Source organism: Haloarcula sediminis (assembly GCF_035656455.1).
Classification (GTDB): domain Archaea; phylum Halobacteriota; class Halobacteria; order Halobacteriales; family Haloarculaceae; genus Haloarcula; species Haloarcula sediminis.
In genome coordinates, this window is sequence record NZ_JAYMGA010000005.1 from 109,401 (window position 1) to 133,266 (window position 23,866).

Consider the following 23,866-nt stretch of genomic DNA (forward strand, 5'->3'; position numbering starts at 1 on the left):
GTCAGTAGAACGTGTCGGCGCAGTCGTAGACGACACCGTGTTCCGGGCAGACGTACTTGCAGTGGCGGTGGTACATCGACCGGTCACAGCGCGGGCAGGGCCGGCCGGCGTCGTCGCTCATACACCCGCAAACGGGCCGTCCCCATATCGCTCTTTGGGACCGGGACAGAGCGGCGAGAGGACACGCCGCGTGTGACCAGAAACACCCATCCGGCTCGATGCCGACCACAGGGTATGCCCAGAGAGATAACTGGCGAGGTCATCCACGTCGTCGAGCCCGACGAACACGACGACTACGAACTCGACGGGACTGTCGCGGAGCTTGCGGAATCGCGGTACCTCCTCGTCTGTCGGGAGGGCGGGGTGCCCTCACTCTTCGAGCGGGTGGTCGCTTTCTTCAAACGCGACCCGATCACGCCGGTCACGCTGGTCGCCGACGAGGGCGCCGAGGTGGGAACCGAAATCGAAGCGACGGTCGACTTTACCACGGTCGACGGCGTCTACGAGGTCGTCGAAATCGAGTAGAAAGCGGGCAGCGACGAATTACGGCTCCGGTGTCACACGCTCCAGTTGGCCGCGGCAGTCGTCAGTTCAGCACTCGGACCAGCCACAGGACTCGCAGGTCTTGCACCCCTCCGAGTAGTACAGCGACATCGAGCCACACTCGGGACACTCCGGGCTCTCGCCGGCGTCGATGAGGTCCTGCTGGGCGCCGTCAGCGGCGTCGGCCTGTGGGCCGTCAGACTGGGCCTGGTTTGCGCCGGAGTCGATGGACTCCGGACCGGCGTCCACGTTGGCGTCGACGCTCGCGTCGCCGGCCTGCAGACCGCCATCAGACTGCGTCTGATGTGCTCCGGAGTCGATGGACTCCGGACCGCCGTCAGTCTGGTGGGAGGCCGACCGCTCGCGGTCTTCCCCTTCGGCGGTCTCCTCCAGGGTGACCTGCTGCGGGTAGGCCTTGTCGACGTCGCCGTCGAGGTAGCGACGCAGGGCCGTACCGATGGCGTCCGGGATGGACTGGATCTGCTCGCCCTTGTCCCAGGCGACCTTCGGCGACCGGATGCCCTGCAGCTCGTCGGCGATCTCCTCGGGGTCGACGCCGCTGCGCAGCGCCGTCGAGATGGTCTTTGCCAGCGCCTCGGTGAAGGAGGCGGTGAAGCCACCGGAGTTCCCGATGTTGGCAAAGAGCTCGAAGGGGCGCTCGGCCTCGGGGTCCTCGTTGATGTTGACGTAGAGCTTCCCGTAGCCGGTGTCGATGCGCTGGGTGACACCGTGGAGCACGTCCGGACGGGAGCGCTTGCGGGCGAACTCGTTGTCCTCGCCGTCGGCGTCGGCGAGGAGGCTCTCGACGGAGTCGTCGAGTGCGGCCTGGACGGCGTCGTCCTCGAGGAAGCCCTCGATACCGCCGAACATCTCTTCGAGCTGGGCGACCAGTTCCTCGGTATCCATGTCCGAGAACTCGGTGTTCTGGGCCCGCGTCGTCAGCACCTGCTTGCTGCGGGTGCCGTCGCGGTAGTAGGTGACGCCCTTGCCGCCGTGGTCGTAGATGTACTGGAACACCTCGGCGGCGTCCTCGATGGTGGAGTCGTTGGGGGCGTTGACGGTCTTCGAGATAGCCGAGTCGACGCCCTCCTGGCAGGCGACCTGGATGCCGGCGTGGTCGCGGGCCGAGAGGTCGCCGGTGGTGACAAACAGCTCACCGAGGGCGTCGGGCACCGTCGTCAGGCCGTCGACGCCGTCGAACTCGTTGTTGGCCATCTGCTCTTGGGCCTCCTGCTTGACGGCCTCGACGTCGAGGCCGTTCTCCTCTAAGGCTCGGAGGAAGTAGTCGTCGAACTCGACGAGCATCTCGTCGCCCTGGACGTCGTCGGAGACGTTCTTGTAGTAGGCGACGTTGTAGATGGGCTCACACCCGCCGGTGGTGTTGCCGATCATCGACGTGGTGCCGGTCGGCGCGATGGTCGTCGTGTTGTGGTTCCGGATGGGGTAGCCGTCGGCCCAGTCGTCGGCGTCCTCGCCGGTCTGTTTCTCGAACCACTCGGCGTACTCGGTGGGACTCGCGTACTTGGAGTTGTCCCACTCCTCGAAGGTCCCGCGGTCCTGTGCGAGCTCGTGGCTCGCCTGCTTGGAACCGTGGTTGATGTGGCGCATGACCTGGCGGGCGATCTCGTTGGCCTCGGGGGAGCCGTACTCGACGCCGAGCTGGATGTACAGCTGGGCCAGCCCCATGATGCCCAGGCCGATCTTCCGCATCTCGCGGACCTTCTGCTCTATCTTCTCGACCGGGAAGTCGGACATCGTGACGACGTTCTCGAGGAAGCGGGTCCCGAGCTCGATGCGGTCGTCGAGTTCGTCCATGTCCATCGCCTCGTCGAGGAACGCGGAGATAGCCGCCTCCTGGGAGTCGTACTCGTCGCCGTGCTCGTCGGCCCAGACGCGGTAGTCCGGGGCGTCAAGCGACGCGAGCGTCGAGAGGTTGATGTGACCGAGGTTGCAGGCCTCGTACTCCTCAAGCGGTTGCTCGCCGCAGGGGTTCGTGGCGAGAATCTGGTGGTCGGGATGTTCCTCGACGTCGAAGGAGTGTTGCTTGTTGACGCGTTCGAGGTAGATGACGCCCGGTTCGCCGTTCTCGTGGGCGCCCTGGACGATGCGCTCGAACAGCTTCTCCGCCGGAATCGAGAGCTCCTCGCCGACCTCGACGTACTCGCCGAGGTCGAACATGTCGTACAGCTCCTTCGTTTCGGCGGTGGCGATGTGGGGTTCCTCCGTACGGGGGTTGGTGAAGGTGAACTCCTCGCCGTTCTTGTAGGCCTCCATGAAGTCGTCGGTGATACCCACCGAGATGTTGAAATTCGAGAGGTGGCCCTCGACGGCGTTGCGGAGGTGCTTTGGCACCTTGCCGTCGTCGTCGATGAGCTCGCGGGCCTCTTCGAGGGCCTCGGCGAAGGAGTTGTGCGTGAAGTCGTCGGGGTCGTTCAGGCGCAGCGTCTCGGCCAGGGAGACGTCCTTGTTCTTGGCGTGGATGAACTGGATGACGTCCGGATGGGAGACACGCATGACGCCCATCTGTGCGCCCCGTCGGGCGCCGCCCTGGGCGATGGTCTCGCACATCTGGTCGTAGGTCCGCATGAAGGTGATGGGGCCGGAGGCGATGCCGCCGGTCGAGCCGACGGGGTCGCCGTAGGGGCGCAGCTTCCAGAACGCATAGCCCATCCCGCCGCCGGACTGGAACACCTGGGCGGCTTCCTTTGCGGTCTGGTGGATGTCGTCGATGTCGTCGGCGGGCGAGTCGACGAAACACGCCGAGAGCTGCTGGAGCTCGTCGCCGGCGTTCATCAGCGTCGGCGAGTTCGGCATAAAGGAGAGTCGCTCCATCTGCTCCTGGAAGGCGTCGGCCGTCGACTCGACGTGGCTCCGGACCGAGTCGGGCAGCTCCGGGACGACGGTGTCGTAGGCGAACTTGTTGACGTTGTAGACAGAGAGGGTCGTCTCGGCGTCGTCGTCGACGGTTGTCCCCTTCCCGAAGACCTCGGCCGCGAGCTCGTCACGGCGCGGGTGGTCGGGTTTGACCTGGTCCGGCGTGACCGTGATTTCGAGGTCCTGCTTTTCGGCCTCGAAGACGGCCTCGGCGAGGGCGACGTTCTTCGCGACCCGTTCGAAGAGGTCCTCGGGGCTCTCGACGAGGTCCCCGTTCGAGTCCTTGCGGAGGTACCGTGCGGGCAGGATGTTGTTGTAGGCGTTTCCTGTCAGCCGGTCTTCGAGCGTGTCCCCCTCGGTGCGCTTGATCGGAAGCGTGAGTTCGTCGGCGCCGAGTTCGCCCTTACTCATGCGTCTGTCCTCCGTCGACAGCGTGGCGCTGTCGGGCTATACCCCATTCTGGCGTGTTCCATGTTCCGGTCATTTCTGACGGCGAATACGTATTCATCGGTGTCGTATAATGGTTGTTTTTCTGCGCTCGGTGGCGGCCGCAGTCGGCTGAGAGTCGCGACTACGGCCAGTGTGATACGGGTCGCTGTAGCGATATACCGGTGTGTCGGTGTTGGTGTAATCTACAACGCCCCGCGTGAGTCGTCCGCGGCGACCCGTTCGGCAGAGCCGCGTGTAACCACTAGCAACGCAGGTTAGCTAATAATGGTGAGCAGACCGCAGTGAAAGTGGAAACCGGGGTCGACAAACCGCCCGAAAGAGCCGGGAAATCCAGTCGAAACTAGTGGGGGTTTCAGGTGGAGATAGCCGCCGGAGTTGTCGCAAATCTTGCCAGCTCGCTCACCGTCAGACACGACGCCGTCCGGCGGTTTTCTTCGCGAGCCGTCGCCCTCTTGCGGTGCGCGCTGTGCCGACGGCGTCTCAGGTTTATTTTACCACTGCCGGCGGAGCCACGAAGTATTTGTGTCCGCTGTGTGTCACAGCGAGTATGTTCGCCCTGTTGCAACTCGGTGGGTTCGGGACGCTCGAGTCGCTGCTCATCGGGCTCGTCCTGATTGCGGTCGTCCTGCTCGTCGGTCGCCTGGTGATGAAAGTCGCGTGGCGGCTCGTCATCATCGCCATCATCGCCGTCGCAGTGCTGTGGCTGCTGAGCCTGCTCGGCTTTGGCGTGCTCTAGAGCCCGTCGAGGAAGTTCTCGATGACGTCGTGGCCGACCGCCGTCAGCACCGACTCGGGGTGGAACTGGACGGCTTCGATGGGGTACTCGCGGTGGCGAACGCCCATCACCAGTTCGGTCCCCTCATCGGTCGTCGTCGTGGCCGATACCTCGAACTCCTCGGGCACCTCGGTCGCGATAAGGGAGTGGTAGCGCCCGCCCTGTAGCCCCTGGTCCAGCCCGGCGAAGACGCCCTCGCCGTCGTGGTCGATGGGGAAGGCCTTCCCGTGGATGGGTTCGGGCGCGCGGCCGACGGTGCCGCCGTAGGCGTAGACGGCCGCCTCTAGGCCGAGACAGACGCCAAGCGTCGGCACGTCGGGACTGAGCTCCCGGAGCACGTCCATCGTCACGCCCACGTCCCGGTCGTTCTTGGGGTGGCCCGGACCCGGCGAGATGACGATAGCGTCGGGGTCGAAGGCCCGGACGTCCGCCAGCGAGGCCGTGTTGCGGACGACGTCGGTCTCCGCGTGTTCGGAGACGTACTCGACGAGGTTGTAGGTGAAAGAATCGAAGTTATCGATGAAGAGGACGCGGGGCTGGTCGCCCGGCCCCTCCGCCGTGGCGTCGGCGCTCATCGACCCGCCCCCGGTTCGTCGGCAACGGTCGAAGCGGCCCCGCCCTCGCGCTCGATGCGCTCGACGGCCGCCAGCACGCCGTCCATCTTCTGTTCGGTCTCGACGTACTCGCTCTCGGGGTCCGAGTCGGCGACGATACCGGCCCCGGCTTGGACGGTGACGCGGTCGTGGACCGGGTCGCTGTCGTCGGGCAGTGCGACCCCCTCCTCGACCGTTGCCGACCGGATGACGATAGCGAAGTCGGTGTCCCCGCCCCAGTCGAAGTAGCCCACGCCGCCGCCGTAGGGGCCCCGGGGGGAGCGTTCCAGCTCGTCGATTATCTCCATCGCGCGGATTTTGGGCGCGCCCGAGAGCGTCCCCGCGGGGAAGGTCGCCCGCGCGGCGTCGAAGGCGTCACACTCCGGTGCCAGCGTCCCCGTCACCGTGGACTCGATGTGCTGGACGTGGCTGTACTTGAGGACGTTCATGAACTCCTCGACGCGGACGCTACCGGCCTCGGAGACCCGGCGTACGTCGTTTCTGGCCAGGTCGACCAGCATCGTGTGTTCGGCCCGCTCTTTGCCGTCGGCGAGCATCTCGCCGGCCAGCCGTCGGTCCTCGACTGGCGAGTTCCCTCGTGGGCAGGTCCCCGCGATGGGGTTCGAGACGACGCGGTCGCCGGCCACCGAGACCAGCGTCTCCGGGCTGGCCCCGACGATGCTCAGGTCGTCGTGGCCAAGCAGATACATATACGGCGAGGGGTTCACTTCCCGCAGGGCCGCGTACAGCCCCAGCGGGTCGATATCGCCGTATAACTCGCGAGTCCGGGAGACGACGCCTTGGTAGATGTCCCCCGAGAGGACGTACTCCTTGGCCCGGGAGACGGCGTCCTCGTACTCGTCCTGGGGGCCGGCCACCTCGGCCGCCCGCTCGAAGCCGCCGGTGTCGAGTTCGTCGGCCCCGGTCAGCGCCGCCTCGACGCGGTCGGCTTCGGCGAGCAGTTCGTCGTAGCGCTCGCCGGCGTCCTCGTCGGCGCGGACGACGGGCGTGAAGACGAGTTCGACGGTGTCTTCGACGTGGTCGAACCGCAGCGTCGACGTGGTCAGGACGAACTGCGCGTCCGGGAACCGGGAGTCAGGCCGTTCCATCCCGACCTCGTCGAGCCAGAGGTCGTAGACGGCGTCGTAGGCGAGAAAGCCCACGAGCCCGCCGTCGAGGTGCTGGCGGTCCATCTCGGGGAACCCCCGCAGTTCGACGTCGGGCATCGCCGCCCGGAGGTCGTCAAGGACGTCGCCGCCGTCAGTGGTCACCAGGTCCGCGTAGCGGTCGTCGAACACCTCGACCTCGCTGTCGTCGCCCGTGACCGTGACGACCGCCCGCGGGTCGTAACCCACGAAGGAAAACCGGGCGTGGCGGTCGTCCGTCTCCGGAGCGAAGGCGCCGTCGGGGTCGCTAGAGGCGACCTTCTCGGCGCTCTCAAGCAGGAACGTGTAGTCGCTCTCGGTAGCGTCGCTGGTCCGGCCCGACAGCGCCGCGTAGGCCGACAGCGGGTCGAGGTCGACATCGATGTCGGCCGCGGCACGCACTACCACCGGCCGGTCGGCCTCGGCGTGTTCGACGAACTGTTCGCGGGAGATATCGAGAGTCACGCCGACACCTCCTCGTCGGCTGTCACACCCGCGGCGTTCGCGACGAAGCGACGGACTGCGTCGTGGTCCTTCTCGCCGCCCGCGCTCTCTACGCCGCTTGCCGTATCCACGGCGAACGGCCGGACAGTACGGACGGCCCCGGCGACGTTCTCCGGGGTGAGCCCGCCAGCCAGAATCACCGGCGCGTCGAGGGCGGCGACGAGCTCTCGGGTACGCTCCCAGTCGTGGGTCTCGCCGGTGCCGCCCGCGCCCTCGTCGTCGACGGAGTCGACCAACAGCGCGTCGGCGTGGTCGGCATAGGCCTCAACGTCGTCGGCCTCGGGGTCGACCACGGCGAGGAGCTGCTGGCTCACGCGACGGGAGAGCGCGCCAAGCTCGGCCGGAGTGAGCCCGTCGTGGACCTGCACGGCGTCGGGTTCGATTTCGTCGATGCGCTTGACGGCTTCCTGGACCGTCGTCGGCATCGTCACCAGCACGCTCGTCGCGAGCGGCGGGACGCCGGCGACGAGAGCGCGGGCCGTGTCCTCGTCCACCTCTCGGGGAGTGTCCACCGGGACACCGTGGATGACGCCGACGGCGTCCGCGCCGGCCGCGACGACGGCGTCCCGGTCCTCGGCACTGGTCACACCACAGATCTTCGCGCGCGTCATTCCCCGATCAGGTCCTCCAGCTTCGCGGCGGCGTCGCCCGACTCGATGGCCTCCCGGGCCAGGTCGACGCCCGCCTCGTGGCTCTCGGCGACGCCGGCGACGTAGATGGCCGCGCCCGCGTTCGCGAGGATGATGTCCCGTTTCGCGCCGGTGACCTCGCCGGAGACGATACCGCGGAGGTCCTCGGCGTTTGCCTCTGGCGACCCGCCGGCGACGGCGTCAATGTCGTGGCGTTCGAGGCCGAGATCCGCGGGCGTGAGCGTGTACTCCGAGATGGCGTCCCCGGTGACCTCCGCCACGGTGGTCTCGTCGTGGATGGCGATTTCGTCCAGCCCGCTGCCGTGGACGACGAGGGCCCGCTCGGTGTCCAGTCGCGCCAGCGCCTCCGCGAGCACCGGCACCAGGTCGGGGTCGTACACCCCGAGCACCTGTGCCTCGGCTCCCGCGGGGTTCGTCAGCGGCCCGAGGATGTTGAAGACGGTCCGCATCCCGAGTTCCTTTCGCGGGCCGATGACGGCCTTCATGGCCGGGTGGAAGACGGGCGCGAGCATGAACCCGATGCCGTCGCGCTCGATGCGCTCCTCGACGGCCGGCGGCTCCGCGTCCACGTCGACCCCGGCGACCTCCAGCACGTCGGCGCTGCCCGACGAGGAGGAGACCGAGTAGTTGCCGTGCTTGGCGATAGGAACGCCCGCCCCCGCCGCGACGATGGCGCTGGTCGTCGAGACGTTGATAGTGTTGTAGTCGTCGCCGCCGGTGCCACAGGTGTCGACCAGCCCCTCGCGGTCGGGCTGGATAGTCCGGGCCGCGTCGCGCATCCCCTGTGCGAAGCCGGATATCTCGGCCTCGGTCTCGCCTTTCGCCCGCAGCGCCGACAGCAGCGCCCCGATCTGGGCCTCGGTGGCTTCCTCGAAGACGAGCGTCGCGACCTCGCGTGCCTCGTCCTGTGTCAGGTCCTCGCCGTCCGTAACGCGCTCGATGTAATCCTGCATAGTGGTCACCAATGTCCTCTTTCGTGTTGTGATGTACAAATCTGCACACTGACTTAAGCCTATCGGGCCACCAGTGTGTTCCGAACCAACAGACGGCGTGCGGGTCCGGAATTCGAAAGCTTCAATTGTACCCCCCGGCAAGGATTGGTTGCACGAGGCAGTGAGGGTTCGTGGTCTAGGTCGGTTATGACACCTCCTTGACATGGAGGAGGCCGGCGGTTCAAATCCGCCCGAACCCATTTTTCAATTTTCCAACACAAAGCGGGGGAGAGATTAATTCTCATTCAGGATTTACTGTCGTTCCTAGAGCATCTGGATGGTGAGTTCTGCAATAAGTGACAAGATTGCGTAAGGAATGTGCGTCCCGGATTGGACAGTCCCACTTTGCGAACTGCCTCACTGGAACGCAGTGGTGCACGTCAAGTTCTCGTCCAAAACGGGCTTTGTGTTCGTCGTTGCTGATGCCACATTCCACACATTCGTACCCGTCCCGTTCGAGTGCCTTCCGTCGCTGTTCGTTCCAGATACCGCAGTAGAAATCACCCTCTATTCGGATATCTTCCCCCCAACAACCCATCGAACAGTACTCGGTCTCCAGTGACTCACGCCGCTCGAACCGTTCACCACAGCCGACACACTCGACCGTGACCTGGCGCTTTCGCTGGTCGTTGGCGCAGGCGTTCGAGCAGTACACCCCATCGCGAAGCGAGGGCGCGTATCGGAAGTGTTCGTCGCAGTTTGCACACGTGGTCCGTTCGTACGACGCGCCGTCCGTGATACCGTGGCGAGAGAGCCAGTGCGAGATGGCGATTTCGTCACGCCGCAGTCGTCGGCGATAACCTGCTGCAGGCGTCCCTGTTCGATGTACTGGTCACGGAGCCAGCCACAGTCTTTGTACTGGGGTTCTCGCTCGATATCGTGACGGGCGAGCCACCGCGAGATGGTGCTCGACGTGACCCCGCAATCGGCGGCGATATCGCTCGCAGACTGTCGCTCCTCTACGTATCGTCGCCGGAGAAAGTCGGCGTCCCTGTAGCGTCGGTCCATCCCCGGCTGGGGCTGGTCCGGGCTTCGTATATGAACGTCCGCTCCGCCGTCTTCCAGTACTTTCTTACACTATCCAACAGAGCTACATGTATGGATACGACACTTGATTCGGTCACGTCGTTCGAGCAGTTTGTCCTGCTCTCCGTCGCCGAGCTGTCGGCGGCAGAGGAGACCCCAGCCCACTCCTACGACGTGACCACGACGGCGAAAGACCGTCTCGGCGAGGGCGAACGCGACGCGTTCGGCGGCATCGAGCGCCAGGAAGTGATTTCGGCGCTGGGGTCGCTGTCGGAGGCGGGACTGCTGGCGACGGCGGAAACCGAGGACGCGGTCGGCAAGGGGCGCCCGGCCTACGAGCTGGCCGTCGAGGCCGACGAGGTCGTGACCGCCCTGACCGGTGACGACGCCGTCGGCTCGTACGCCCGCGAGCTGGGCGCCTAATCGGACGATATCGGGGTCGCCGCTCGCTGGTCGAGCGCCGGTGGGTCGCCGGCTTCCAGACGCTCCAGCCGGTCGGCGATGGTGTGGACCGTCTCGCCGTCGGTACACGGCGCGACGTGTGCCAGTTCGTCACCGTCGTACTCAGCCAGTCCCATGACCGGGAGCACCATCGCCTCGAAGGGCGAGTCAGCGGCCTCGGAGTCGACGTCGGTCCGCTGGTAGAACGATTCCAGGGAGACGTTGTTCGAGAGCGCCCACTGTTTGAACTCGGCGACGCGGTTGAGGATGTAGCGGCCCTCCTCCGTGCCCGCGGCGGCGGACTCGGGGGCGATCTGCTTGCCCCAGACGACGACGTTGTAGCCGGCTATCTCGTCTTCGCGCTCCAGTTCGTCCAGTTTGTCGAGGACACTCTCCTGGCGCGAGCCGGCGCCGTCGGGGAGCATCGACCGGACGTACAGTTCGACGTAGGGTGCGGTCTGACTCATATATCCGTAACGTGAAGAGAGAGCTACATATACGTTCCGTGGGAAGTGTATGCACCTCTCGGGAGGATATAATCACCTAAAACCTGGTGAGACAGGGGCCGACGACGGCGCCGTTACTCGCCGTGGAGGGTCTCGTGGAGGCCGATGACGAGTGCGGGGACGACAACCATGAAGATGTGTTCTTCGATGGGAATACCGAGCAGGTCGACGCCGGTCCGGAGCTTGATCGCGAAGACGCCGACCTCCAGCGTGTACCAGTCCCAGACGTAGGCGATAGGGTACAGCGCGAGGATGGTCTTGCCGGCCCGGCCCAACGCGTCGGCCCGCCACAGCAGGGCCAGTGCGACGGTCCCAAAGACCACTTCCGTCACCAGATACGTGTAGGGACCGAACACGCTGATATCGGGGAGCATATCTCACAGAGGGCTCGGCAGTCCTAAACGTTGTCCCCGGTCCCGCGGGGCGGGAACTAAACCAAGCTTGATAACCCTTCACGTGTTATCTCAGATCGGGAAGCACGATGGATATTTCTGACATTGCCACGAGAGAGTTTGTCGAGGTCGACGCCAACAAGCGGCTCGGGAAGGTGCGTGCCATCTTCGAGCGGGAGAACCCGAAGGGCATCATCGTCACCGAGGGCGGCGAGTACGCTGGCGTCATCACGCAGAAACAGTTGGTGCAGTCCCACGTCGAGGACGACGCGAAGGCTGGGGCGATGGTCCGCTCGGCGCCCAAGGTCGAGCGGACGGCCGACGTGCGCAAGGTCGCCCGGGTCCTCGTCGAGGGCGGGACCAAGGTGGCGCCGGTGTTTCAGGGCGAGGAGCTCTGGGGCATCATCACCGAGGACGCCATCCTGGAAGCCGTCCTCGATAACCTCGACGCACTGACCATCGAGCAGATCTACACGGAGGACGTCATCACCATCGAGGAAGACACCAACGTCGGGCAGATCGTCAACCTCCTGCGGAAACACAGCATCTCCCGGCTCCCGGTACTCGACGACGCCGACGGCCTCACCGGGATGGTCACCCGCCACGACATCGTCGACGTCGTGGTCCGGGATATGGACAAGGCCACCCGCGGCGACCGCTCGGGCGAGATAGAGCGGGTGCTTGACATGCCCGTCTACGACATCATGAGCAGCCCGGTCGAGACGGCCGAGCCGAGCGACTCCGTCCGGGACGCCGTCGCCCGGATGCTGGAGCGGGACTTCGGCGGCCTGGTGGTGACCGATGACGCGAACCACGTCATCGGTATCGTCACCAAGACCGACGTGCTCCGGGCGCTGACGTTCACCGAGGAGGACCACATGGACGTCCAGATTACGAACATCTCCCTGCTGGACACCATCTCCCGCGAGGACATCCGCGCCGACATCAGCGCCGTGGCGGACAAGTACGGGGCGATGCAGGTCCAGCACGCCCACGTCCGCTTCCACGAGCACAAGGAGAAGCTCCGTGGCACCCCGCTCATCCAGTGCCAGATCCGCCTGCGGACCAACAAGGGCCAGGCGGCCGGCTCCGGCGAGGGGTACGGCGCCGAGATGGCCTTCAACGTCGCGCTCGATAAGCTAGAGCGGAACGTCCTCGAACGGAAAGGCGTCCAGGCCGACGAGGAGTACCGCGGCCAGCTACTCCGGAAACTGGGCGAGCTGTAGTCGGCCGCCGACCGGCGTTTTCACGTCCGAAGGAACGTTTGCAACCAGGCGCTCTGTAACGTCTGGACGGTGTCGGTCCAGCGGACCCAGAACTCGGTGACCGGCGCCACTGTCGGTTCGGCCGATGCCGGACGGGTCGTTATCTCCGCGTGACAGTCCGGACAGAGGTAGTGGACGGTCCGGCCGCTTCTGGCTCGCGTCCAGTCGCCGTCGCACCGACTGCTGTGGCTACACTCCGGACAGAAGAGCGTGGCTTTCGGCGGACTATCGGCTGGTGGGGAATCAGGAGTCATGGGAGTGGGGTGTGTCGCCGCGTTCACGATGCTGTGGCAGCCGGGTCGACGGCGACCGGCGCCGCGATGGGTGGGACCGTCTGGTCGGTACCGACCGCGGACGGGTCGAGTTGCATGCTGTACCAGATGTTGCGTGTCTACCGTCAAAAGTGTTTTTCGAGATATAAACCGAGCTAGTTCAGAAACGTTCAGTCAGTATATAGCGCGAGATATGAACGGATGAACCATGAGTGAGCAGGGACACGTCGCCTATAGGTCGTCGGTTCCAACGATATAGCATGCTGGTCACGGAACACGACGGTCGGCTGCTCGCCCGCATCGAAGACGACCGGATGGTCTTCGAGGTCAGCTTCGACCGCCTCGACGCGACGGACGTGACACTCCGGTTCTTGCGGGATGGCGAGAAGGTCGGAAGCATCTACAACGACGACGGGACCGACCGGACGATGGCCCGCCTGACCGTCCCCGGCGAGACGGATTTCATCAGTGTCGAGGTCCCGAAAGCGTTCGTCGCGGACATCGTCGACACAGCGGTCGAAACCGGACGTGTGGTCGACGAAACGGCTATCGAGGGGTATCGGCTACGGGTGCTGTGAGCCGTGGGTCCTCACGCTGGGAGTGAGACCAGCAAGTGGACAGATGCGCTAAGACGCTCTCTGTCGCAGGTTAGCAGTGGCAAGAATTGACATGCGCGCGTCGAAAGAGAACCTCCCGACACCGGACGGGACCGGCCAGCAGCAGATGGACGTCGGCGAACTCCCCACAGCCACCCCCCTAAGTGCCGAACACATGACGAAGCAGATGGAGGACTGAGAGACGGTCCCGAGTCGGAGAGCGGACAGGTCGCTGTTCGGGAACTGACCCACGGCGTGGCCGTGAGCGGCCTCCGTGCCGCGAGCCGGGGAAGGGCAGGCGCTCCGGAAGCAGACCGCTCGCCGCTGGCGAGCGGTTTCACGGGAATCGCTTCGCGATTCCCGCGTTTTCATGAACGTTTTGCGAGGAGTGGGTCGCGCCGTTAGGCGCGAACCCGACGAACTAAACGGTTCACTGGAAGCCGATACGGCCGCTGCCGCCGGGCTGGCGCTGCGGGTTGGAGCCGCCCTTGAACTCCTCTTGCATCTGCTCGTAGTAGTCGCGGATGTCGTCGGTGATCGTCGGCCTGACGCTCTCCATCGCCTGGCGGAAGTGGCGCATCTCGACTTCCTCGGCGTCGTCGGACTCCCGCAGGGCCTCGATGGCCGCCTCGCGGGTGATAGATTCGAGGTCCGAGCCGACGAAGCCACTGGAGCGTTCGGCCAGCTCGCGCAGGCTCACGTCGGGGGCCAGCGGCGTGTCGTCGGTGTGGATACGCAGGATCTGCTCGCGGCCGTCGACGTCGGGCTCGCCGATCATCACGAGGCGGTCGAACCGGCCCGAGCGGATGAGCGCGGGGTCGATCATGTCCGGCCGGTTGGTCGCGCCGATGACCATCACGTCTTCCATCTCCTCCAGTCCGTCCAGTTCCGTCAGGAGCTGGTTGACGACGCGCTCGGAGACGTTCGACCCCATCTCCCCGCCCCGGCCCGGTGCCAGGGAGTCCAGCTCGTCGAAGAAGATGATGGTCGGGGCGACCTGGCGAGCCTTGCGGAAGGTCTGGCGGATGGCCTTCTCCGACTCGCCGACCCACTTGGAGAGCAGCTGCGGGCCACGCACGCTGATGAAGTTGGCGTCGGTCTCGTTGGCGACGGCTTTGGCCATCAGCGTCTTGCCGGTGCCGGGCGGGCCGTACAGCAACACGCCGGAGGGCGGCGTCACGCCCATGCGCTCGAACTTCTCGGGGGAGCTCATCGGCCACTCCACTGCCTCCTGGACCTGCTCTTTGGCCTCGTTGAGGCCGCCGACGCTGTCCCAGGACATCTTCGGCAGCTCGACCAGCACCTCCCGCATAGCGCTCGGGGAGACCTCGTTGAGCGCGCCCTTGAAGTCCTCCCGTTTGATTATCATGCGGTCGATGAGGCTCGGCGGGATATCCTCCTCGTCCAGATCGATCTCGGGGAGGTACCGGCGCAGCGCCTTCATCGCCGCTTCCTTGGTCAGGCTCTCGATGTCGGCACCGACGAAGCCGTGGGTGTCGGTGGCCAGCTTCGAGAGGGTCACGTCGTCCGAGAGGGGCATCCCGCGAGTGTGGATCTGGAGGATCTCCTCGCGGCCCACCTCGTCGGGGACGCCGATCTCGATCTCGCGGTCGAACCGACCCGGTCGACGCAGGGCGGGGTCGACGCTGTCGACGCGGTTCGTGGCGGCGATGACGATGACCTGGCCCCGGCTCTCCAGGCCGTCCATCATCGTCAACAGCTGGGCGACGACGCGGCGTTCGACCTCGCCGGTCACGTCCTCGCGCTTGGGCGCGATGGAGTCCAGTTCGTCGATGAAGATGATAGCGGGGGACTCCTCGCTGGCGTCCTCGAATATCTCCCGGAGCTGCTGTTCGGATTCGCCGTAGTACTTCGAGATTATCTCCGGCCCGGCGATAGAGAAGAAACTGGCGGAGGTCTCGTTGGCGACCGCCTTGGCGAGCAACGTCTTCCCGGTGCCCGGCGGCCCGTGGAGCAAGACCCCCTGGGGCGGCTCGATGCCGAGCTTCTTGAATATCTGGGGGTGTTTCATCGGCAGTTCGACCATCTCCCGAACGCGTTGAATCTCGTTCTGGAGCCCGCCGATGTCCTCGTAGGTGATGCCGCCGCCGGTCTTCTCGAAGCCCGATATCGGCTCCTCGCGGAGCTCGACCTCGGTGTCCTCGGTGATGAGACAGACGCCGTCGGGCTCGGTCTCGACGGCGATGAGCGGGATCGCTTGCCCGGGCGAGCGCATGAACGGGTGGTTCGTGCTACTCATAACGGGGACGATGTCGCGCTCGACGACCGGCCGCTTCAGAATCTGGCGTTTGACCATGCCGGCGGCGTCGGAGCCAAACTGCACCGACGCCTCCTCTGGCGGAGCCAACACGAGCTTGTCGGCCTTCTCCGCCTCCGCCTTCCGGATGGTCACGCGCTCGCCGATGCCCACGTCGGCGTTCTGTCGCGTGAACCCGTCGATTCGCACCGTATCCGTGTTCCAGTCCTGCCGGTCCGCGCGCCACACCTTCGCTGCCGTCGTATCGCTCCCCTCGATCTCGATGATATCACCGGGCGAGAGCTTGAGATGCAACAACGTATCGGGGTCAAGACGGGCGATGCCACGACCCGAGTCGTTCGGGTACGCTTTCGCCACTTCTAGTTGCACTTCGTTCATAGAGTGAGACTACCAAGAAGTCCGTCACCGCGGGAGATATGCTTTATGCTACCGGCGGGTGCGACGAGCAGCGACGGGTTTATATGAGTACTGCTATCATGCGCCACGTCCACCGGAGGTACGGGCCAGCTACCTGCCGGTCGCGCCAGCCGAAAGGCGACACTCGACAGCGGGCGGTGAGCCGGTCGATGGCATCCGCCGTCGGTCGCCCGCCCGGCGGCCGCGACTCGTCGGCCTCGCCGGCGCCCGGACCCGAAAGGCGACACTGACTGCCGCCACCGCCGCGTTTGATAAGGCTGGCCATAGAAGTCGAGGGCATGGTATTTCTCGTTCCCTTCGACGGTTCGCCCCTAGCCGATGCCGCTCTCGACCGCGCCGTCGAGTACGCGTCCGCGATGGACACTGACGTCGTCGCGGTCAGCCTCGTCCCGACCGGTACGGACTACGCCGTCCGGCGTCTCCGTGTCGACCCCAGCGAGGACTTCGCCGCCGAGACCGCCGCGAGCGACCTCCGCCGGAAGATAGAGGAAGCGACCGACGACGCCGAACTGAACTACGAGGACGTCAGCGCCTACTCGGCCAACGAGCTCTCCGAGACCATCCGCCGCGTGGCCCGCGACGTCGACGCCGAGGTCGTCTTCCTCGGCACTGCCGACACCGACGACGTGGTCGTCCCCATCTCCGAACTCGACGACGCGGACGCCTACGACGTCCACATCGTCCGCCGAACCTAAGAATAGTCGTTTCTACTCGTTCGACCGCGGATTAGGACGGCCAGAACGCCCCGCTAGCAAGGTGTCTCGACCATCCCGTGAACAGCCAGAAAGCCCCCGACCGCTTTCAGTCCCACCCAGCGCTGTTTGACCAACCGGTGCTTTCGGGCTGTGCGGAGCAGTGACTGACAGCTCAGCAACCTTCCCGAGTGCAGTCTCGCAGGTTTTTGTCTCTCCACGTCCAGATTCGGGTATGCGAACACTCGCCTTCGACGGCCGGATGGGCGCGGCCGGCGATATGATTCTGGGGGCACTGCTGGCCGCCGGCGCCGACCGCGACGCCCTCACACCGGTAGAGCGGGCACTGGACGTCGAGTACGTCGTCTCTGCGGTCGACCGCAGCGGCATCGGCGCCACCGGCGTCGAGGTCCTGCTGACCGACCCGCCGGCGGACGACGGCGGCGAAGACAACGACCGCGAAGAACACGGCGACGACGGCGGCCACGGGCACAGTCATAGCCACGACGCCCACACCCACGCAGAGGGCCACGGCCCACACCGCACGTATCCGGAGGTCGTCGACATCGTCGAGGGGATGGACCTCCCGGCGGGCGTCGAGAGGGATGCGCTGGCTATCTTCGAGATTCTGGGCGAAGCGGAGGCCGCGGTCCACGGGACCGACCTCGAGGACACTCACTTCCACGAGGTCGGGGCCGACGACGCTATCGCCGACGTGGTCGGCGCCGCCCTCCTGCTTTCGGACCTGGACGTCGAGCGGGTCGTGACAACGCCGCTGTCGGCCGGCGGCGGCACCGTCTCGATGAGTCACGGCGCCTACCCCGTGCCGACGCCGGCGGTCGTCGAAATAGCCGAGCGGGCCGACTGGGCGCTTCGGGGCGGGCCCGTGGAGACGGAGCTTGTGACCCCGACCGGCGCGGCGATTCTCGCCCACCTAGCCGAGGGCGTCGAAGCGCTCCCGTCGCTGACCGTGGACACGTCGGGGTACGGTGCCGGCGCCCGCGAGTTCGAGGAGCGCCCGAACGTCCTGCGGGCGATGGTCGGGGACGGGTCGGGCGGGCTGCAACGGGACGATATCACCGTCCTGGAGACGAACCTCGACGACGCGGCCCCTGAGGTACTGGGCGACCTCCAGCGGTCGCTATCGGCGGCGGGGGCGCGGGATGTCTCTATCGTCCCGCTGACGATGAAGAAGGCCCGGCCGGGCCATCTGGTGAAGGTCATCTGCAAGCCGGACGACGCCGACCGGGTCGCCCGTCGGCTCGCCGAGGAGACCGGGACACTGGGCATCCGGGAACACGGCGCGGGCCACCGCTGGGTCGCCGAGCGGGCCTTCGAGACGGTCACGCTCGCCGTCGACGGCGACAGCTACGAGGTGACGGTGAAGGTCGCAAGCGACACCGACGGCGCGGTGTACGACGTGAGCTGTGAGTTCGACGACGCGGCGGCCGTCGCCGAGGCCACTGACCTGCCGGTGCGGGCGGTCATGCGGCGGGCCGAGGAGACGGTCCGGGAGTGAGCCCGACCGGCCGTGTCAGCGGTCGGTGGGGTCCGGGCCGCCGTCCTCGTCGACCGGTGTGCCGCCGTGTTCGGCCAGCGCCTCCTCGATAGTCAGCTCGCCGGCGGCGACCCGGCGGGCGAGGTCGGCGTCGATTTCCCGGTTCGTGTCGCTCGCCTCGCGGGAGCGGTCCTTGATTCGCTGTAGCTCGCCCGCCGTGGGTTCTACGTCCCGGCTCGCTATCGCCTCGCCCTCGCGACGGGCGATGTTGACCGCCGCCAGCACGTCGCCCATCCCGCGGGCGCCGCTGCCGAGATACGGCGTCGTCCCGGTTTCGTCGACGAGTTCGACCGGTGTGTCCTCGATGTCGTCGATGACTCGTGACCCGACCAGCCGGGCGCCGTCGCCGATGCGCACCACGGGGTCGGCGGCGTCCTCGACCTCGCGGCGGACCACCTCGGCGGCGTCGGCGGCGGGAACCTGGAAGGCCGCCACGACCGTCTCGCCGTGCAAGATTGCGATGCCCGGCCGTTCGCCGGGGTCGATGCCGATAACGGTGCGACCCGACTCGCCACGCAGCGCCGCGATAGCGTCCTCGACCGCGCGCCGGGGCCGCTCGGGGTCGGCCTGAACCAGTTCGACGCCGTCGGGAATCTCGGTTCGCTCGCCGGCCGCCACCAAGGCGACGGCAGCGTCGTCGGGCCACTCGTCGCCGGGCTCGATGGTGGTAAAGTCGACGCCACGGTCGCGCAGCTCCGTGACCACGCCGTGGTAGAGTTCGAAGTCACCCGTGGCAACGACGATCACTGGTCGACGTTGGGCCGGTGACTACTTACTATTGCTGGCTTTTCGGGGCCAGCGACCGCAGGAAGGCGCCGCTCGACGGACAACTGTTTTTTCGCCCCACTGTGAAGTCGAACTCATGTGTCCCGCCACCGAATCGGACCAGCAGTCGAGCGATCCACTCTGGGGCGTCCTCGTCGGAGCGTATCTCGGGCTGCTGGTCGCCCCGCTCGCGGTGTTCGGGACCGTGGGGCTCGGGATCGAGAGCGCGGGCCTGCTGTACGGTGTCGCCGTCGTCGCGTTCGCCGGCGTCGTGGGACTCGGCTGGCTCGCGACCGCCCGCTGGGACGGGACAGCGGTCCTGCTCGGCGCGACGCGGGCCCGGTGGCTCCCGGCCGCGATACCCGTGGCCTACGCGCTCGGCGGGTTCGCCAGCGTGTCGGCCACCGGCGTCGTGGGCGTGCTGGCGTTCTTCGGCGGGCTGGGCGCGATGGTCGTCGGCCTCGTCCTCGGGGTGATGGCCCGAACCCGCCACACCGTCGCGGTCCTCGACGGCGTCGACATCGAACGTGAGTTCCGTGCCGGCTGGCCGGCCCCGTTGCGGAAGCGACTGGCCCTCGCCGTCGGCGCGTTCACGCTCATCACGGGGGCCTGTTTCGTCGCCGGCCTCCTGGCTGACTGGTTCGCGCTCCGGCTCGCGGGCCAGCTGCTGCTCCCGCTCGGAGTCGTCACCTACACCTCGACGGAGGAACGGGACTACACCGTCAGCCCCGCCGGCCTGGAACAGCGGTTACCGGTCGCCAGGCGACTCGTCGGCTGGGACGCCTTCGACGGCTACAGCCGGACCGACGACGCGCTCGTCCTCCATCGCCCGTGGTTGGTAGACACCCGGTTCGCGCTCGCGGACCTGGACGACCCCGAGGCCGTCGAGGACACCATCGCGAACTACGTCTCCGCAGCCTGACCGCGGGTGCGAGCGTTTATACCCGAATACGCCCAACCCGTGCTCGTGAGCGACTACGTGCCGACCGGCTGTAGCCCGGTCGACGAGCTGCTGGGCGGGGGGCTAGAACGCGGCGCCGTCACGCAGGTGTACGGCCCGCCGGCCGCCGGCAAGACGAACCTGGCGCTGTCGGCGGCCATCGAGGTCGCGGCCGCCGGCAACGCCGCCCTCTACATCGACACGGAAGGGCTCTCACCCGACCGGATGGCCCAGATCGCCCGGGGCCGCGCCGAGGGGACGAGCCAGACCGTCGACGACCTCGCCGGCCGGCTCATCGTCTCGGAGGCCTACGACTACGACGAACAGACCGAGGCCGTCCAGGACGCCGCGGAGTTCGCCGCCGAGGTCGAACTGATCGTGCTGGACAGCGCGACCGGCTTCTATCGCCTCCGCCGGGACGACGACGACGGCGGCGAGACGCTGCGGGACGTGGCTCGCCAGATTACGCACCTGCTCTCGCTTGCGCGCAAACACGACATCGCCGTCGTCTTCACCAATCAGGTCTTCACCGACCCCGACAGCGACCGCTCGACGGCGCTTGGCGGCCACACGCTGAACCACTGGTCCGGCGCTATCCTCCGACTGGACCGCTTTCGCGGCGGGAACCGCCGAGCCACGCTGGAGAAACACCGCGCCAAGGCCGCCGGCGACACCGTCCAGTTTGCCATCACGGACGCGGGGCTGGCCGGCGGGGAGGCCGCCGAGCCGACGCGAAATCTGGACTGACAGCGACAGCGGTCGACGCGCGCTGTCGCGCCCCCGTGGGACGACAGTGTGCGCGGTCTTCGGGAGTAGCGCGAGTCTTTCGGCGGACGAGTCACACAGACGAGCGCAGCGAGTCGAGCAACGCAGTCGGCTGGGGAGTGGATTCGCGGAGAGCGTACGGCGAGCGGAGCGAGGCGTTTCACTGTTAGAGCAAGCTCTGACAAGCCCTGCGGTCGCGGTGCTCCCGCAGGACACCGGGCGCGAGTGGAACGAGCGGCCGGCCTTTTTCACGAACGTTTTTCGAGGAGGGGTCCCGCAGCGGCGCTTTGCGCCGCGAGGAACCCCGACGAGCAAAAAGGTTCAGTAGATGAGGTCGGCGTCGTTTTCCACCATATACAGCGTCCGGGCGGCGATATTGACGGCGTGGTCGCCGACGCGCTCGATGTCCCGGATCGTCAGCAGGAGCCTGGAGACGTCGGTCATCAGCTGCTCTATCTCCTCGCCGCTGGAGTCTGCGTCTATCTCCCGTTCGATGAGGTCACGGACCACGGCCTCGGAGGCGGCCTCACACCGCTCGTCGACCACGTCGTCGGTGTCGCTGATGGTGTAACACAGCTCCGAGTCCTTTCCGTCGTAGGCGTCCATCGCGTCCTCGACCATCTCGATGGTCACGCTCGCGATGTCCTGGATGTCGACCTCCGGGAAGACGTCGCGTTCGGCCTCCAGGGAGTACTCCCCGAGGTTCGTCGCCAGATCGCCGATGCGTTCGAGGTCGGTGATGATCTTGAACGAGGCGGCGATAAACCGCAGGTCCGACGCGACCGGCTGCTGGAGCGCCAGCAGGTCGATGCAGTCCTGTTCGAGGTCGAGATAGAGCTGGTTTATCTCGTCGTCGCCCTCGATGACCTCCCAGGCGAGCTCCTGGTCTTTCTGTTCGAGCGCGGAGAGGCCCAGTCGCAACCGGTCGAGGACGAGTTCAGACATGTAGAGGATATCCTCGCGCAGTGATTCGAGGAGTTCCTGATAGGATTCGCGTGCCATTGTCGGGATTCTCAGGGCCGGCCGTATCAGCCTTTCCATTAATCCGATGATAGTATTCTGTGGGATATATAGACAGCCCTGCGCTGGTCGGCCGTGCCTTAGAGCCGTGCTGTGGAGCGGCCGTGCGTGGAGTGCTAGTGTCGCCCCGCGTTTCAGACGCTAGTAGATGAGGCTGGCGTCGTTCTCGGTCATATACAGCGTGCGGGCGGCGATGTTGACCGCGTGGTCGCCGGCGCGTTCGAGGTCCCGAACGGTCAGCAGATACCGTTTGGTGTCGGCAAGCGTCGCGGCCACGTCGTCGTCGGGCGAGCGGTTCATCAGCGAGCGCACGAGGTCGTCCGTGGCGGCCCCACAGCGCTGGTCGAGGTCGGTGTCGGCGGCGGCGACATCGCGACACCGCTGTGGGTCGCCGGCCTCGTAGGCGGCAAGCGCCTCCTCTAGCTGGCCCAGTGCCATCTCGCCAATGCCGGTGATAGGGACCGACGGGACGGCGTCGCCAGCCATCGCGTCGACGTAGCCGCCGAGGTTCGTCGCCAGGTCACCGACGCGTTCGAGGTCGGTGAGTATCTTGAACGAGGCGACGACGAGTCGCAGATCCGAGGCGACCGGCTGTTGTAGCGCGACCAGGTCGATACACTCGGCTTCGAGGTCGAGATAGCGCTCGTTTATCGCGTCGTCGCCGTCGGCGACGGCCCGTCCGGCCGCGGGGTCACGCTGTGCGTAGGCGGTGACCGCGCGGTCGAGACGGTCGGTGACATCACGGCCCATCTCGCAGATATCGGCCCGGAGCCTGTCGAGTCTCGCCTCGAACGTGTCACGGGGCATGCAGGAGGAGTGTGGGCGAGACGCTGTATAGGCGTACCGGTGGGACGAGGCTACTCGTTCCAGAACGCACCGGTGAACATAACGAAGACGGGGATGATCTCCAGTCGTCCGAACCACATCAGGAGTATCATCAGGAGCTTGCTGGTCGCGGGGAACTCGACGTAGCTGCCGAACGGGCCGAGAAAGCCAAAGCCGGGGCCGATGTTGCCGATGGTGGCCAGGCTCGCGCTGAGCGCTTCGAGCAGCGTCATCTCCAGGCCGACGCGGCTCGCATCGAGCATGAGAAGCATGGTCGCTACGCCGAAAGTGAGCAGGTACAGCAGGGTAAACCCGTAGATAGCGCTGATGACGTCCTCGTCGATGACGTGCCCGCCCAGCCGGACCGGTTTGACGGCGCTGGGGTGGGCGGTCGTGAACAGTTGCCGGCGGATGGACTTCAGGACGACCAGCCAGCGGACGACCTTCACGCCGCCGCCCGTGGAACCGGCCGAGCCGCCGATGAACATCGCGAACACCAGAAGCGCCTGTGAGGTCGTGTCCCACTGGGCGAAATTACTCGTCGCGTAGCCGGTGGAGTTCAGCAGCGACGCTATCTGGAACGTCGCCTGGCGAAGGGAGTTCTCTAGGGCGCCCTGCGTGATTCCCCCGAGGTCGCCAAGCGGCGGCGCCGACCCCGTAAAGAGAAAGCCCCAGAGGATGAGCGCCATCCCGGCGTTGGCACCGAGATACGCCTGGAGTTCGCGGTCCTTGAGGAAGGCCGCGTAGTTGTCCTGCAACAGGAAATAGAAGAGAGCAAAGTTCATCCCGGCGATGAGCATAAAGGGGATGACGAGCCACTGGACGGCCGGGGAAAAGTAGGCGATGCTCTGAGCCTGCGGGGAGAAGCCGCCGGTCGGCAGGGTCGTGAAGGCGTGGGCGATAGCGTTGTAGAGGTTCATCTCCGGGGCCAGCTCCGCGTAGTGGAGCCCCACCAACAGGACGGCGTACAGGACGGTGAAACCGAGGTAGAATAGCCAGAGCAGCCGCGCCGTCTCGGCGATTTTGGGTGTCAACTTCTGGAGTTCCGGTCCGGGCGCCTCGGAGTCGATGAGCTGTGCGCCGTTGACCGCAGCCTCCGGGAGGATAGCGACCATCAGGACGATGATACCCATCCCCCCCAGCCACTGGGTTAGCTGGCGCCACATCAACAGGGCGTGTGAGTGGCGGTCGAACGATATCTCTCCGGTAACGGTGGCTCCGGTCGTCGTAAATCCGGACATCGACTCGAAGAGGGCGTTGACCGGGTGTCGAAGGGTCGACTCGGTGCCATAGCCCGCGATGACATAGGGGACCGCCCCGATGATGGCGACGGCGCCCCACGACAGCGAGACCAGCAACAGCGCCTCGCGGGCGCCCAGCTGGGGATCGTCATCAAGTTGCTCCAGCGCGACGCCGACCGCGACGGTGATTGCGATAGAGACCAGAAACGTGCCGAGGCCCTCGCCGTAGATGACGCTGACCGCCAGCGGGACCAGCATCGCGATGGCGAGATACTTGATGACCGTGCCGGTAAACGCGACGCTCTGTCGCCAGTCGACGCGGACTGACATCACCGACCACC

General features: G+C 66.2%; 24 protein-coding genes and 1 tRNA gene. 11 read left to right on the forward strand and 14 right to left on the reverse strand.

The window, feature by feature from the left end:
- Window position 1 precedes the first annotated feature (1 nt).
- The gene (locus VJ162_RS09580) at window positions 2-121 is read right to left on the reverse strand and encodes an HVO_2523 family zinc finger protein (RefSeq protein ID WP_324663887.1); all 120 of its coding nucleotides are present in this window, start codon (window positions 119-121) and stop codon (window positions 2-4) included.
- Window positions 122-234: 113 nt separating this feature from the next.
- On the opposite strand from VJ162_RS09580, the gene VJ162_RS09585 reads away from it, so the two are divergent.
- Window positions 235-525, forward strand: a complete 291-nt coding sequence (locus tag VJ162_RS09585) for a DUF7526 family protein (RefSeq protein WP_324663888.1) — start codon at window positions 235-237, stop codon at window positions 523-525.
- Window positions 526-591: 66 nt separating this feature from the next.
- On the opposite strand, the gene VJ162_RS09590 is transcribed toward VJ162_RS09585, so the two are convergent.
- Window positions 592-3,828, reverse strand: coding sequence for an adenosylcobalamin-dependent ribonucleoside-diphosphate reductase (locus VJ162_RS09590; protein WP_324663889.1), 3,237 nt, complete (start codon window positions 3,826-3,828; stop codon window positions 592-594).
- 586 nt (window positions 3,829-4,414) lie between these two features.
- On the opposite strand from VJ162_RS09590, the gene VJ162_RS09595 reads away from it, so the two are divergent.
- Entirely contained in the window at window positions 4,415-4,603 is a 189-nt protein-coding gene (locus tag VJ162_RS09595) for a hypothetical protein (RefSeq protein ID WP_324663890.1), read from the forward strand.
- On the opposite strand, the gene trpG is transcribed toward VJ162_RS09595, so the two are convergent.
- Genes trpG through trpD form a run of 4 tightly spaced genes read right to left on the reverse strand, consistent with a single transcriptional unit; the run spans window position 4,600 to window position 8,487 of the window.
- Window positions 4,600-5,217, reverse strand: a complete 618-nt coding sequence (gene trpG / locus VJ162_RS09600; protein ID WP_324663891.1) for an anthranilate synthase component II — start codon at window positions 5,215-5,217, stop codon at window positions 4,600-4,602. The two genes, VJ162_RS09595 and trpG, sit on opposite strands and share 4 nt — an antisense overlap.
- Window positions 5,214-6,845, reverse strand: a complete 1,632-nt coding sequence (trpE, locus tag VJ162_RS09605; RefSeq protein ID WP_324663892.1) for an anthranilate synthase component I — start codon at window positions 6,843-6,845, stop codon at window positions 5,214-5,216. The genes trpG and trpE overlap by 4 nt, the downstream gene beginning before the upstream one ends.
- Window positions 6,842-7,495, reverse strand: coding sequence for a phosphoribosylanthranilate isomerase (locus VJ162_RS09610; RefSeq protein ID WP_324663893.1), 654 nt, complete (start codon window positions 7,493-7,495; stop codon window positions 6,842-6,844). The genes trpE and VJ162_RS09610 overlap by 4 nt, the downstream gene beginning before the upstream one ends.
- Entirely contained in the window at window positions 7,492-8,487 is a 996-nt protein-coding gene (trpD, locus tag VJ162_RS09615) for an anthranilate phosphoribosyltransferase (protein ID WP_324663894.1), read from the reverse strand. The genes VJ162_RS09610 and trpD overlap by 4 nt, the downstream gene beginning before the upstream one ends.
- A gap of 164 nt (window positions 8,488-8,651) precedes the next feature.
- Between trpD and VJ162_RS09620 the strand changes: the two genes are divergently transcribed.
- Both VJ162_RS09620 and VJ162_RS09625 read left to right on the forward strand, forming a co-directional pair.
- A tRNA-Val gene (locus tag VJ162_RS09620) sits at window positions 8,652-8,726 on the forward strand.
- An 898-nt stretch (window positions 8,727-9,624) separates the two neighbouring features.
- Window positions 9,625-9,975: a hypothetical protein gene (locus VJ162_RS09625; RefSeq protein ID WP_324663895.1), complete on the forward strand. Its 351-nt coding sequence runs from the start codon at window positions 9,625-9,627 to the stop codon at window positions 9,973-9,975.
- On the opposite strand, the gene VJ162_RS09630 is transcribed toward VJ162_RS09625, so the two are convergent.
- Window positions 9,972-10,460, reverse strand: coding sequence for an HTH domain-containing protein (locus VJ162_RS09630; protein WP_324663896.1), 489 nt, complete (start codon window positions 10,458-10,460; stop codon window positions 9,972-9,974). The two genes, VJ162_RS09625 and VJ162_RS09630, sit on opposite strands and share 4 nt — an antisense overlap.
- Before the next feature lie 113 nt (window positions 10,461-10,573).
- Complete coding sequence (locus VJ162_RS09635; RefSeq protein WP_324663897.1) at window positions 10,574-10,873, reverse strand: lycopene cyclase domain-containing protein; 300 nt, start codon at window positions 10,871-10,873, stop codon at window positions 10,574-10,576.
- 107 nt (window positions 10,874-10,980) lie between these two features.
- On the opposite strand from VJ162_RS09635, the gene VJ162_RS09640 reads away from it, so the two are divergent.
- The 3 genes from VJ162_RS09640 to VJ162_RS09650 all read left to right on the forward strand — a co-directional run bounded on the left by VJ162_RS09640 (window position 10,981) and on the right by VJ162_RS09650 (window position 13,223).
- Window positions 10,981-12,117 carry a CBS domain-containing protein gene (locus tag VJ162_RS09640; protein ID WP_324663898.1) on the forward strand — a complete coding sequence of 379 codons (1,137 nt, stop codon included), beginning with the start codon at window positions 10,981-10,983 and terminating at the stop codon, window positions 12,115-12,117.
- Between the two features lie 571 nt (window positions 12,118-12,688).
- A complete protein-coding gene (locus VJ162_RS09645; RefSeq protein WP_324663899.1) occupies window positions 12,689-13,006 on the forward strand; it encodes a hypothetical protein in 318 nt (105 codons plus the stop codon).
- Between the two features lie 76 nt (window positions 13,007-13,082).
- Window positions 13,083-13,223 (forward strand): hypothetical protein, encoded by a 141-nt coding sequence (locus VJ162_RS09650; RefSeq protein ID WP_324663900.1) that lies wholly within the window; start codon window positions 13,083-13,085, stop codon window positions 13,221-13,223.
- Window positions 13,224-13,454: 231 nt separating this feature from the next.
- Here the strand turns inward: VJ162_RS09650 and VJ162_RS09655 are convergent, their stop codons facing one another.
- Entirely contained in the window at window positions 13,455-15,680 is a 2,226-nt protein-coding gene (locus tag VJ162_RS09655; protein ID WP_324663901.1) for a CDC48 family AAA ATPase, read from the reverse strand.
- Between the two features lie 79 nt (window positions 15,681-15,759).
- Window positions 15,760-15,999: a hypothetical protein gene (locus VJ162_RS09660; protein ID WP_324663902.1), complete on the reverse strand. Its 240-nt coding sequence runs from the start codon at window positions 15,997-15,999 to the stop codon at window positions 15,760-15,762.
- Between VJ162_RS09660 and VJ162_RS09665 the strand changes: the two genes are divergently transcribed.
- Both VJ162_RS09665 and larC read left to right on the forward strand, forming a co-directional pair.
- On the forward strand, window positions 15,998-16,414 hold the full coding sequence (locus VJ162_RS09665; protein WP_324663903.1) for a universal stress protein: 417 nt from the start codon (window positions 15,998-16,000) through the stop codon (window positions 16,412-16,414). The two genes, VJ162_RS09660 and VJ162_RS09665, sit on opposite strands and share 2 nt — an antisense overlap.
- A 232-nt stretch (window positions 16,415-16,646) precedes the next feature.
- Entirely contained in the window at window positions 16,647-17,930 is a 1,284-nt protein-coding gene (gene larC, locus VJ162_RS09670) for a nickel pincer cofactor biosynthesis protein LarC (RefSeq protein WP_324663904.1), read from the forward strand.
- Between the two features lie 15 nt (window positions 17,931-17,945).
- Here larC and VJ162_RS09675 read toward each other — a convergent pair whose 3' ends face one another.
- Window positions 17,946-18,716 (reverse strand): hypothetical protein, encoded by a 771-nt coding sequence (locus VJ162_RS09675; protein WP_324663905.1) that lies wholly within the window; start codon window positions 18,714-18,716, stop codon window positions 17,946-17,948.
- Between the two features lie 115 nt (window positions 18,717-18,831).
- On the opposite strand from VJ162_RS09675, the gene VJ162_RS09680 reads away from it, so the two are divergent.
- Window positions 18,832-19,656: a hypothetical protein gene (locus VJ162_RS09680; RefSeq protein ID WP_324663906.1), complete on the forward strand. Its 825-nt coding sequence runs from the start codon at window positions 18,832-18,834 to the stop codon at window positions 19,654-19,656.
- Between the two features lie 45 nt (window positions 19,657-19,701).
- Window positions 19,702-20,421: a DNA repair and recombination protein RadB gene (radB, locus tag VJ162_RS09685; RefSeq protein WP_324663907.1), complete on the forward strand. Its 720-nt coding sequence runs from the start codon at window positions 19,702-19,704 to the stop codon at window positions 20,419-20,421.
- Window positions 20,422-20,760: 339 nt separating this feature from the next.
- On the opposite strand, the gene phoU (VJ162_RS09690) is transcribed toward radB, so the two are convergent.
- The 3 genes from phoU (VJ162_RS09690) to VJ162_RS09700 form a co-directional block, all read right to left on the reverse strand.
- Window positions 20,761-21,441: a phosphate signaling complex protein PhoU gene (gene phoU, locus VJ162_RS09690; protein WP_324663908.1), complete on the reverse strand. Its 681-nt coding sequence runs from the start codon at window positions 21,439-21,441 to the stop codon at window positions 20,761-20,763.
- 159 nt (window positions 21,442-21,600) lie between these two features.
- The gene (gene phoU / locus VJ162_RS09695; protein WP_324663909.1) at window positions 21,601-22,266 is read right to left on the reverse strand and encodes a phosphate signaling complex protein PhoU; all 666 of its coding nucleotides are present in this window, start codon (window positions 22,264-22,266) and stop codon (window positions 21,601-21,603) included.
- Window positions 22,267-22,316: 50 nt separating this feature from the next.
- Window positions 22,317-23,855: a TrkH family potassium uptake protein gene (locus VJ162_RS09700; RefSeq protein WP_324663910.1), complete on the reverse strand. Its 1,539-nt coding sequence runs from the start codon at window positions 23,853-23,855 to the stop codon at window positions 22,317-22,319.
- Window positions 23,856-23,866: the final 11 nt, after the last annotated feature.